We start from the raw sequence: 11,159 nt of genomic DNA, 5'->3' as shown, positions 1-11,159 counted from the left end.
GTTTCGGTCCTGCCAATGAAGTCAAAGAACGACTTCACTGTCAGGCCCTCCAGCGCTTGTCGGGGCTGAACGAGGCGCTTGCGCTTTTTGTTCAGTTTTAAACCGCTTGAATAGGTAGTGGATCATCAATTCCTGGACTTTGTTGCGGATGCGGGGATTGAAGTAGTTATGCTGTTCTTCGTAGCCTTTATAGATGAAGAGGAACATAGTGAAGGCGTCATCCCGTTTTACTTCTTCAACCTTAAGGTTATTTTTTTTGAGGTAGCTTTTCACAATGGCGAGCTCTTTCTGGACTGCTTTCATTGTTTCTTCAATTAGCTCCAAATAAGGCTTCTTCAGTTTAAATGGACTATTTTCAACGACAGAAAGATCCCGATTGAGCACGACCAGTACCATCGGCAAATAGATGGCCTGCTCCATAATATCGCGGTCTTTTTCAGGAATCCTTGTCATTTTGCTCTGTCCCTTCAAAATAAAATAAGAACATCTGTTCGTAATTATCGTACTGGATTTTGAGGAGTATTTCAAGAGGGTAAAAAAATTTTCCTCCCACTATCATCTTCTCCAAAATAAAAGGAAACTTGCAGTGCTGGTGTGGTGTTGGCTTTCTTTAGAAAAAAATTGAAGTAAAAGCAGGATATTTATTTCTGTTATCGAAATATAAAGTGAATAATTTAACTTTGGAAGGATGGCTCCTGAAATGGAAAAAAGATTTATTAAAGCAGAGGATTTATTTGAATTAAAGTCCGTTACGGACCCACAGTTTTCACCAGATGGAAAGAAGTGTGTGTTTGTCCAGACAGAGATGCTGGAGAAAAAGAATGATTATGCCTCTAATTTATACATAATTGACATTAAAGATGGCGGTAAGCCGAAGCAATGGACTTACGGTGAGAACCGCAATCATTCCCCAAGGTGGTCACCGGATGGAACGAAGGTGGCTTTCGTTTCGAACCGCAGCGGCAAGAACCAGATATTTGTACTGGATGCGGCCGGCGGGGAAGCGAAGCAGGTAACTGATTTCAGGAATGGTGCGAATGGTCCCGTTTGGTCTCCGGATGGAAAAAGAATCGCATGCTCCGTATCCTTGAAGCCTGATGAAGATTTGCTTGCAAAAGATGAAGAGAAGAAGGACGACAAGAAGCTGGAACCGTTCGTAGCACAGGAAATGAAATATAAATCAGATGGAGCTGGCTTCTGGGACGGCAAGTATCGACAGACTGTCATTGTGGATCTTGCAGATGGCAAGGCTGAATTAGTGGCAAAAGGCGAAGTAGACTACCATCTGCAGTGCTGGTCTCCTGATGGCAAAAGTCTTGTATTGTCGGCTGATGAGTCACCTGAACGTGATTTATCATTCAAAAGTGATTTATGGCTGATGGATATCCAGACAGGGAACAAAACAAAGCTTACAAACGGAACTGGCTACTTTGGAAACGCCGTATTTTCACCTGATGGGAAATACCTTGGCTATACGGGGCATGAAAGAGAGTTTGAAAATGCAACGTTAACTCAAGTTTGGGTTCAGGAGCTCGAGACTGGAAACATCCAATGCGTCACAGAAAATATGGATATCCTTGTTGGAGACGCTGTTGCCGCAGACTTCCATCAGGGAGCGAACAGTCCTGGATTGATCTGGGGCGAAGATAGTGAGAGCTTCTATTTCCTTGCGACCGACCAGGGAAATACTGTTTTATACTTTGCGAACCTTGCCGGTGAAGTGTATCCAGCACTTCTTGACCAGCAGCATGTGTATGGGTACACACTGGACGGTAAAAACCAGAGGATTGTCACAGCTATCAGCAATCCAGTGCTCCCAGGGGAACTGTTCCAGCTTGAGGTGACCACTGGTGAGGTGAAGCAGCTGACGTTCGTGAATGAAAAGGTCTTGGAGTCGGTCACTTTATCGCAGCCAGAGCAAATTTCTTTCGAGGCCAGTGACGGCACCCCGCTAAATGGCTGGATCATGAAGCCTGCGGGATATGAAGAAGGCAAGAAATATCCGCTGATTCTCGAGATTCATGGGGGACCGCATGCGATGTATGCGAACTCGTATTTCAATGAGTTTCAGGTCCTTGCGGCCGAAGGCTACGTAGTTCTCTATATCAATCCACGCGGCAGCCATGGCTATGGGCAGCAATTCGTCAATGCCGTGCGAGGCGATTATGGAGGCGGAGACTATCAGGATGTGATGGACGCTGTCGATCACGCGCTGGAAAAGTACGATTTCATTGACAAGGATCGATTAGGAGTGACCGGCGGCAGCTATGGCGGGTTCATGACAAACTGGATTGTCGGACATACTGACAGGTTCAAGGCTGCCGTCACTCAGCGCTCGATTTCAAACTGGATCAGTTTTTATGGCGTCAGCGACATCGGCTACTATTTTACAGAGTGGCAAATTCAGGCTGACCTCAGTGACTTGGAAAAATTGTGGAAGCATTCACCTCTCGCCTATGTGGATAAAATTAATACACCATTATTGATCCTTCACAGCGAAAAGGACTATCGCTGCCCGATTGAACAGGCGGAACAGCTATTTATCGCCTTGAAGAGACAGGGAAAGGAAACGAAGTTCATCCGCTTCCCAGAATCCAACCATGAGCTTTCAAGAAGCGGAAAGCCTAATCTCCGCCTAAGCCGATTGGCATCAATCGTCGATTGGTTTAATAGCTATCTGTAAAATCAATAGAACATTTCACCCGCGGCAAATGCTCCTGCCGCGGGTTTATTTTTGAAAAATTCTCCAGATAAGTTTAAGGTTATAGGTAAAGAAGGAAAATAGTAATATGTATTTCACTTGATTGTTGCTTTTGAATCATTATTTCAATCTGAAAAAGGTCATGAATTAAAACATTGCTACAGCAGCAATTTAAAGTAAAGTGCTTAATAAAATCCATGTTTTATCAATATCTATAAAACGGAAGGGTTTTTCGAATGAGATCAGATAGGCATCAACATAAAAAAAGAAAAAAGCGAATCAGGTGGTCGAGTATCTTTTTACTGCTATTCTTTCTGGTCGGAGCCGTTGCGCTGTATTCCTATATGCAGTACCGTTCTGGCGTGAATGATTCGGAAAAGACGGCAGAGGAAAACAAGCAGGAATACCAATTTAATGGCGAGAGTGATCGAAATGGCCTGACGAATATCCTGCTGATCGGCAGTGACGCAAGAGCAAAAGAAACTTCGCGCTCAGATACAATCATGATCGCCAGCTATAATCCAGATACAGAGTCTTATAAATTAACCTCTATCATGAGGGATACGTATGTGGAGATTCCGGGACATGGGATGAATAAAATCAATGCTGCGTTTGCGCTTGGCGGCCCGGAACTGTTGAGGCAGACAATAAAGGAAAATTTTGATGTAAGCCTTCAATATTATTCAATCGTTGATTTTGAAGGGTTTGTCCGTTTAATGGATGAAGCATTCCCAGAAGGTGTAGAAGTTAATGTTGAAAAGAAAATGTCAGAGGGAATCGGTGTCACACTGGAACCTGGTGTGCAAAGACTGGATGGAAAACATCTGCTTGGGTATGTCCGGTTCCGCCAGGATGCAGTAGGTGATTTTGGCCGTGTAGAACGCCAGCAAAACGTCATAAAAGAAGTCGGCAAGCAGTTCGCCAGCATCCAGACACTGCCGAAGCTTCCTAAATTGGTTGGAGTCGTTACGCCGTTTATTAATACCAATATGGATACAGGCGATATCTTATTTATGGGAAAAGGGCTGATTTCAAAGGATAATCGGAATATCGAAACAATGAGGATACCGGTTGAAGGATCATTCGAGAACCAGAGGGTGAGTGGTGCAGGAGCGGTACTGGCGATAGATTTCGAAGAAAACAGAACCGCGCTGCAGAGTTTTTTAACTAAGTAGATAGCTTGTTAAAAATTACCCAAATTAAGAATTAGAGGTGTACAATTATCTCTAAGAGGTAAATAGGATAAGGTAATCAGACTCTGTGGAATTCTGATTACCAAGTGTTTTGGACAAGGAGATATCAATGGATGTTGAATTATTGAAAGAATGGTTTACAATCGAAAACATTATGGATTTGCTCAACCAATACCGATCGTTTGGGCCAATTCCGGGAATTTTGCTGCCAATGCTGGAAGCTTTTTTGCCGTTCCTACCATTGTTTCTATTTGTCATGGCAAATGCGAATGCGTTTGGGCTTTGGCTTGGGTTTCTCTTTTCCTGGACGGGAGCAGTTCTCGGTGCCTTGCTCGTTTTCTTGATTTTTCGCAGGTACGGCCAGGGACGAATCCTAAGGTTTTTACAGCGCCATCCAAAAGTCCAGAAAGGGATGAACTGGATTGAACGTCATGGATTTGGCCCAATATTCCTCATGCTGTGTTTCCCTTTTACACCATCTGCCCTGGTCAATATTGTAGCAGGGCTTTCAAAAATCAGCATGGCACAGTATATGCTTGCAGTGATTACGGGGAAAATGGTGATGATTTTTACGATCAGCTTTGTAGGTTATGATATTCGTTCTTTAATCACTAATCCCGCGCGAACGGCTATCGTTCTGGCAGTAATCGCCATCTTGTGGTATATCGGCAAAAGAATTGAAGTAAAAATGAATATGAGTGTTGGAAAAGACGATAATGACAGATAGCAGGATAACAGGTGGTGAAGGAAGTCGATGAAAGAAATCGTGAAAAGGGAAGGGCTCGAATGGATCAAGGCTTTTGCCCTCGGAATGATCATATTTGTCTTTATCAGGATTTTCTTTTTTTCCAATTATGTTGTTGAAGGAGAATCCATGCTCCCTACACTGGAAGATGGGAATAAAGTCGTTGTCAATAAGCTGGGATACGAAACAGAAAATCTCGAAAGGTTTGACGTAATCGTATTCCATGCGAATGAAGAGGAAGACTTTGTGAAACGCGTCATCGGCCTGCCAGGCGATAAAGTTGAATATCGTGAAGACATGTTATTCATCAATGGCAAACAAGTGAAGGAAACTTTTTTGAAGCATTACCGCGAGCAATCACCCGGGAGCTATTTGACCGGCGACTTCACCCTTGAGGATTTGACCGGGGTTGAAAGAGTGCCGGAAGGAAAATTGTTCGTCCTTGGCGATAACCGTCTGGGCAGCTGGGACAGCAGGCAGTTTGGGTTCATTTCGGAAGAGCAGGTTGTCGGCAAAGTGAATCTGAGGTATTGGCCGCTCGAGGAAATGGATGTATCTTTCTAACTATACATATAGAGAAGTGAAAAGACTCGTCAATTTTCGAGTCTTTTTTTAATTCGTTTATGTTAGACTGGCATCATTATAATGAAAACAGGGCGGAGATTATATGCAGGGAACATTGCCATTGATCAAAACAAAATTAATTGTTCCTGGCTTACAGGATCAATGGATCAGACGGGCCAAATTATCGAAAAAAATGAAAGCGATTACCGAAAAGCCGCTGACCATCATCCAAGCAGGTGCCGGATATGGAAAGAGCACGGCTCTGGCATTGCATGTCAAGGATCAGAACCAGTCGTGCTGCTGGTATACAATCACTTCTTCCGATGACGATATTCTTCCGTTTCTATCCTATTTGACAGCCTCGATTCAAACCTTGTTCCCGGATTTTGGCCATGAGTTAATCACTTATATGAAAAAGATGGACCGTTATATAAGAGAAGAGGAACTTAGCATGCTCTCTTCGCTTTTCATCAATGAAACCCTCCAAATACCTGAGAAAATCATTGTCATCCTTGATGACTTCCACGCAATAGAGCATTCCTACCATATCAATGTCTGGTTGGAAAAACTGCTGGAGCATATGCCGGGACATCTCCATCTTGTCATATCGTCGAGGACGAAGCCCGGTTGGAAAGTCCTTGCCAAGTTGAAGGCAAGGAATGAATTGAATGAGATTTCGAAGGCAGATTTAATTTTTGGAAAAGAAGAAATCGAGCTTCTCCTTACTGATTTTTATCAGATTGATATTAGTGACGATCAAATTGACCAGTTGTATAACATTACGGAAGGCTGGGTCATAGCAATTGGAATGATCGCCCAGCAGCTGCCGCACCTTCAAAGTCTTGATGAGCTCCTGGCAGAGCCGGCAAAGTCGCTTGAGGATCTGTTTCAATATCTGGTTTATGAAGTGTTTTCGAAACAGCCTCCAATGATCCAGCAATTCCTTGAACAGACAAGCATCTTTGAAGAACTAAGTACGGATGTATGCGACCACATCCTCGGCATGAAGAGCTCCATCCAGATGCTGGAGCAGCTGACTGAGAAAAACCTGTTCATTCAACAGATTGGCGGCAGCCAGTTCAGGTATCACGCTCTTTTCCGCGAATTCCTCGAGAACAGGCTGATCACTAGCCAGCCCGAACAATACAAAGTTTTGATGATGAATAGTGCACATTATTTTGAAAAAAAAGGGCATTGGGAAGATGCTTTATACTGCTATGAGAAAATAGGACAATACCGTGCTGCTGCCGCGATTATGGATGAACAGGGGATGGAGCTACTCGAAATGGGCAAGCTCGAGAATCTGCAGGAGCGGCTAGCAAAAATCCCTTTGGAAGATAAAAGCCGCTATTGTTCACTTTTGTTTCTTGAAGGTGAAGTTTACCGTTACCGCTCATTGTACAAGCAAGCGGAAGCATGCTATGAGCAAGCAATTCAAACAGCTGACAGGATAGGAAATGCGGAATGGAAAAGCAAAGCTCTTGAAGGAAAAGCGAAAATTTACCTTGATACGATTCAGCCGCTTAAAGCTGAACGTATATTAGCTCAAGCGATAGAGCTTCGGGAAGCAGCGATGATGAATGGTGCTTCTGAGGAAACGGGAAGGCTGTATCGCCTTCTTGCTGAAAATCTGATCAATTCTGGGCAGGCCTTGAAGGCGGAAAAATGGATTGAACGGGCTAGGTCGATGAGTGTCCACATTGAGGATGGAACCTTGGAAGCACGGCTAACCTTAAGGACCGGGCGATTTGATGAATCCAGAAAGATTTTAACGGATGTAAAAGCAATAGACCCTCTAAATGAGAAACTGCATTTGCCCCAGTCACATCGTGAAACGGATTTGCTGCTAGCATTGATTGAAGCTTTTACAGGAAATGGCATGAAGGCAAAGGCATTGTCACAATCAGGTATCCAGCATGGCATTGATATCCAAGCTCCATTTGTGGAAGCTTGCGGATGGATCAGGATGGGGCATGCAGTCCAGTTGATTGAACAATATGATCTCGCTCTTGCTGAAAAATGCTATGAGACGGCACTAGATATCATGGGTCGCCTGAGCATCGAACGCGGGAAGGCCGAACCGCTGATGGGCCTGTGCATCCTTTACGGATCAAGGCGTGAATATGAGAGGGCTACTGAGGCTGGACGAAAGGCTCTGCTTGAAACAGAACAAGTGAAGGATGTCTGGCTATCGGCACTCATTACTCTTTGCCTGGCCATTGCGTCAATATACAACGACAGGCACAAGGAGGCAAGCGAGAACCTGCGGAAAGCAGAGGGACTGATCAGTCAGTGTGGAGATGAATATGGGAGGATGCTGCTTGCGTTTTGGAAGTCCTACTATTATTACTCATTAAATGACATTCAGGAGTTCAAAACAGCATTTTCAAGCTTTTTGAAAAGGATGAAGACAGGTGGATATGAATTCTTCTTGAAAAAGCGGACGACGTTTGGTCCTCGGGACTTGCAGGTTTTTGCACCGATGCTCATTCAAGCAGTAAAGCAATCCATTATGCCCGGCTATGCTGAGAAGCTGCTGGAGGATTTGAAAATCCCGCGTCTGAATGCCCATCCTGGCTATACGTTAAGGGTTCAAACGCTTGGGCAATTCAGGCTTTGGCTAGGGGACAGGGAAGTGGAGGACAGGGATTGGCAGAGGGGAAAGGCAAAAGAGCTGTTCCAGCTTTTTTTGACAAAGAGGAGCCAGTTCCTGATGAAGGAGGATATTTTCCAGATTCTCTGGCCAGTTCATGAGGAAAAGAGTGCAGACAGAGATTTTAAAGTTGCTCTGAATGCTTTGAATAATGTACTGGAGCCTACCCGCAAAGCGAGATCCGCCCCGTTTTTCATTATCAGGGAGGGAACAGGCTACGGAATTAACCCACAGGCGGCCATTGAGCTGGATTCGCGGATTTTTGAGGAATGGGCAGAAGCCGGCCTTGAAGAGAAGAATACGGAAAAATCAATGGAAGAACTAGAGCGTGCCTTGAATTTATATAATGGGGATTATCTTCCTGAACGACGGTATGAGGACTGGTGCCTCAATGAGCGAGAACGGCTGCTTGTTTACTTTTTGCGAAGTGCGGAGAAGCTGGCGCAGCTGAATGTAAGGCGTGAAAACTATGATTCTGCCATTCATTGGTGTCAAAAAATCCTCCACAGGGACAGAACATGGGAGGAAGCCTATCGATTGCTGATGTTTTGCTATTATCGGAAGAACAATCGTCCGCAGGCAATCCGATGGTATAAAAAATGCAGTGAAGTGTTAGAAGAGGAACTGGGAGTCACCCCACTGGAACCAACAAGGCATATGTATGAGATGATAATTGAAGGGAACTAATCAGTAATCACTGACAGTTTCGACTGAGCACAAGGAGGATGTGGAATGGAAACGAAAAGACAGATTCATAGCTCATTAAAAGTATTGCTAGTGTCGGATATTGAGAAAGCGAAAAAGTTTTATGCCGACATATTAGGCTGTGAGGTGACAGACTGGTGGGCCATCCGCGATGGGTTTTCAGGACTTGCAATAAAACTGCTACAAGCCAGCGATCCGAAAGAAGTGAGGCCTAATCCGCCGGCAGCAGGTGAAAAGCAAGGGGTCGACCTTTATTGCTATATCGAAGACTGGAATTCACTTGATGAGTTATATCATGAATTTAAGGAAAAAGGGGCGCAAATTGCCATCAAGCCATGGGTTGATGAAAATAATGGACCCTGGAAGGAGTTTGCCGTCAAGGATCTTGATGGCTATTGCATTGCATTCGGCGGGACTGACGGCTTTTGACTTTGACCTGTTACATACTTTTTCTGCCTTAGACCACAGTCAACACTCGGTCAAAATAACTCCTTAGGATCAGCCATCTCGCAGGATAGGTTACAGCGAAATCCCTGATTGACTCATTGGAGTACATCAGCAGGCAATCAATCTGCTTTTTATGTTGTTTTAAATCATAGAGCAGGGCGTGTGGGATCGTATAATGCTGGTTCAGTTGATAAGGATTTAATTTTACTGGGACCACACTCTCTTTATTCATAAAATCGAGCAGGGCTGATTGCTGGATGTCAACACTTTCATTCCGGGGTCGTCCGTTTATATGAATCTTTTCATTGATCAAATAGATTCCCTGCATAGAAATCCCCTCCACGTTTATGGCAATTTAGTACCGTTATTGCCATGAAAATAGGAGGGGATACTATTTTATTTAGAAATTTTAAAGTGAAATTCCCATTTTACCGATGCCGGAATTTATAAATCATTCCTGCGATGATATTTGCCGGTATGAAAAGTGGATTCGATTGCAGGTTCATGTGGAGGACTTCTTCTTGGACAGGCATCTCCTCGTACATTTTTCTTTGTGTTAGCTTTTGCTCTTTCTTTAATTCTCCCATTTTTTTAATGTACTTGTACTGAATCGGCGTCATGATGGCGGTTGTGATGATGAATGGCAGAGTGAAAAGGATGATAAGAAACAAGAATACGGAATCCATTAAAGTTGTCCCTCTTTTATGCATCTCTCTATACGGATTAAGCTTCTTTTTAGTTTCATATTAAACTATCTTCTTCTATTTTTCCTTCAACAATTCACGAATGAACATCTCCAGCCTGTTGTAACTCATTTGTAACTGGCGTTTTTTAAGATGATGTCAAAGCTTGTGGGCTTTGGAATCACCATTTTAAAGGGGGAAAGGAAATGAAAGCTGGTCAACGGAATTTTGTTTTATCATTTATGCTCATTTTGGTCCTGTTGTTTACAAGTGCCTGCAGTGGATCGGGATCAGAGAAGTCAGGCGGTACGGAAGGAAAAGAAGGAGAAGATGAACCGAAAAATACTGAACCAATCAAGATTGGTGTCCTGGCTTCGCAAACAGGCGGACTTGAGGCTTATGGGAAGCAGACACTTCGCGGGTTCGAGCTGGGACTTGAATACGCTACTAACGGAACAAATGAAGTGGCGGGACGTAAAATTGAATTCATTGTTGAAGATACAGAAACGAAACCGGAAGTAGCTGTCCAGAAAGCGACGAAGCTGCTTGAAGAGGATGAAGTAGACTTCCTGGTCGGTTCTTCTAGTTCAGGTGACACTCTGGCAGTTCTGCCGCTTGCTGAGGAATATGAAAAAATTATGATCGTCGAGCCGGCTGTAGCAGACAGCATCACAGGCTCTGAATTCAATAAATTTATTTTCCGCACGGCGCGTAACTCTTCACAGGATGCTGTTGCGGGTGCCGCTGCAATCGCGAAGAAAGGGGTAAAAATAGCGACTCTTGCTCCTGATTATTCATTTGGACGTGATGGCGTCGCAGCGTTCAAAGAAGCAGCAGAAAAACTTGGCGCGGAAATCGTCCATGAAGAGTATGCAGATCCTGCTGCGACGGATTTCACTTCCAACATCCAGAAGATCATCGACCAGAAACCGGATTATTTATTTGTCGTCTGGGCTGGCGCAAATTCACCGTGGAACCAGATTTCAGACATGAAGGTCCAGGAAAAAGGAATCAAAATCTCTACTGGTGCTCCTGATATCGCAGCACTTGCAACGATGGAGCCACTTGTCGGCATGGAAGGCTTCACTGTTTATTATCACGACCTGCCGCAAAACGACATCAATAAATGGCTTGTGGATGAACATAAAAAGCGCTTTAACGGTGAGCTTCCAGATTTATTTACGCCAGGAGGCATGACAGCTGCGATGGCAATTGTGGAAGCACTGAAGAAAACTGAGGGTGACACTGATTCCAAGAAATTGATTGAGACTATGGAAGGAATGAGCTTTGATTCTCCAAAAGGAAAAATGACCTTCCGGGAAGAAGACCATCAAGCACTCCAGGCACTATACGCAATCAAGTTGGAGAAAAAGGATGGAGTTGACTATCCAGTTCCAGTCCTGATCCGTGAGCTCTCTCCAGAAGAAACAGCTCCGCCAATCCGGAATTAACAAGAAAAGCGAAAGCG

Annotated in this window: 10 protein-coding genes; 7 read left to right on the top strand and 3 right to left on the bottom strand. The window is 44.1% G+C overall.

Annotated features, from left to right (window positions below; genetic code table 11):
- Positions 1–21: 21 nt before the first annotated feature.
- Positions 22–453 (bottom strand): YhjD family protein, encoded by a 432-nt coding sequence (locus tag TY49_RS08205; RefSeq protein ID WP_041965426.1) that lies wholly within the window; start codon positions 451–453, stop codon positions 22–24.
- Positions 454–700: 247 nt separating this feature from the next.
- Between TY49_RS08205 and TY49_RS08200 the strand changes: the two genes are divergently transcribed.
- From TY49_RS08200 to TY49_RS08175, 6 genes are all read left to right on the top strand, one after another.
- Positions 701–2,683: a S9 family peptidase gene (locus TY49_RS08200; RefSeq protein WP_041965425.1), complete on the top strand. Its 1,983-nt coding sequence runs from the start codon at positions 701–703 to the stop codon at positions 2,681–2,683.
- Between the two features lie 254 nt (positions 2,684–2,937).
- The gene (locus TY49_RS08195) at positions 2,938–3,876 is read left to right on the top strand and encodes an LCP family protein (RefSeq protein WP_041965424.1); all 939 of its coding nucleotides are present in this window, start codon (positions 2,938–2,940) and stop codon (positions 3,874–3,876) included.
- Between the two features lie 127 nt (positions 3,877–4,003).
- Entirely contained in the window at positions 4,004–4,621 is a 618-nt protein-coding gene (locus tag TY49_RS08190; protein WP_041965423.1) for a TVP38/TMEM64 family protein, read from the top strand.
- Positions 4,622–4,648: 27 nt separating this feature from the next.
- Positions 4,649–5,203 carry a signal peptidase I gene (gene lepB / locus TY49_RS08185; protein ID WP_041965422.1) on the top strand — a complete coding sequence of 185 codons (555 nt, stop codon included), beginning with the start codon at positions 4,649–4,651 and terminating at the stop codon, positions 5,201–5,203.
- A gap of 103 nt (positions 5,204–5,306) precedes the next feature.
- Positions 5,307–8,543: an AfsR/SARP family transcriptional regulator gene (locus TY49_RS08180; protein WP_041965421.1), complete on the top strand. Its 3,237-nt coding sequence runs from the start codon at positions 5,307–5,309 to the stop codon at positions 8,541–8,543.
- Positions 8,544–8,588: 45 nt separating this feature from the next.
- Complete coding sequence (locus tag TY49_RS08175) at positions 8,589–8,990, top strand: VOC family protein (protein WP_041965420.1); 402 nt, start codon at positions 8,589–8,591, stop codon at positions 8,988–8,990.
- 28 nt (positions 8,991–9,018) lie between these two features.
- On the opposite strand, the gene TY49_RS08170 is transcribed toward TY49_RS08175, so the two are convergent.
- Entirely contained in the window at positions 9,019–9,336 is a 318-nt protein-coding gene (locus TY49_RS08170; protein WP_041965419.1) for a hypothetical protein, read from the bottom strand.
- A 100-nt stretch (positions 9,337–9,436) separates the two neighbouring features.
- Positions 9,437–9,694, bottom strand: a complete 258-nt coding sequence (locus tag TY49_RS08165; protein ID WP_052442133.1) for a DUF3949 domain-containing protein — start codon at positions 9,692–9,694, stop codon at positions 9,437–9,439.
- Between the two features lie 203 nt (positions 9,695–9,897).
- Here TY49_RS08165 and TY49_RS08160 point away from each other — a divergent pair, with 203 nt between their 5' ends.
- Positions 9,898–11,142 carry a substrate-binding domain-containing protein gene (locus TY49_RS08160; RefSeq protein WP_041965418.1) on the top strand — a complete coding sequence of 415 codons (1,245 nt, stop codon included), beginning with the start codon at positions 9,898–9,900 and terminating at the stop codon, positions 11,140–11,142.
- The last annotated feature ends 17 nt before the right edge of the window (positions 11,143–11,159 follow it).

The sequence above is a fragment of the Mesobacillus selenatarsenatis SF-1 genome (assembly GCF_000813125.1).
Lineage (GTDB): Bacteria > Bacillota > Bacilli > Bacillales > Cytobacillaceae > Mesobacillus > Mesobacillus selenatarsenatis.
Note: the sequence above shows the minus strand (reverse complement) of the source record. Positions and strands in the feature narration are given on the sequence as shown.

Coding starts and splice junctions, on each gene's coding strand:
- TY49_RS08205 (WP_041965426.1), bottom strand. CDS start 453: ATGACAAGGATTCCTGAAAAAGACCGCGATATTATGGAGCAGGCCATC.
- TY49_RS08200 (WP_041965425.1), top strand. CDS start 701: ATGGAAAAAAGATTTATTAAAGCAGAGGATTTATTTGAATTAAAGTCC.
- TY49_RS08195 (WP_041965424.1), top strand. CDS start 2,938: ATGAGATCAGATAGGCATCAACATAAAAAAAGAAAAAAGCGAATCAGG.
- TY49_RS08190 (WP_041965423.1), top strand. CDS start 4,004: ATGGATGTTGAATTATTGAAAGAATGGTTTACAATCGAAAACATTATG.
- lepB (WP_041965422.1), top strand. CDS start 4,649: ATGAAAGAAATCGTGAAAAGGGAAGGGCTCGAATGGATCAAGGCTTTT.
- TY49_RS08180 (WP_041965421.1), top strand. CDS start 5,307: ATGCAGGGAACATTGCCATTGATCAAAACAAAATTAATTGTTCCTGGC.
- TY49_RS08175 (WP_041965420.1), top strand. CDS start 8,589: ATGGAAACGAAAAGACAGATTCATAGCTCATTAAAAGTATTGCTAGTG.
- TY49_RS08170 (WP_041965419.1), bottom strand. CDS start 9,336: ATGCAGGGAATCTATTTGATCAATGAAAAGATTCATATAAACGGACGA.
- TY49_RS08165 (WP_052442133.1), bottom strand. CDS start 9,694: ATGGATTCCGTATTCTTGTTTCTTATCATCCTTTTCACTCTGCCATTC.
- TY49_RS08160 (WP_041965418.1), top strand. CDS start 9,898: ATGAAAGCTGGTCAACGGAATTTTGTTTTATCATTTATGCTCATTTTG.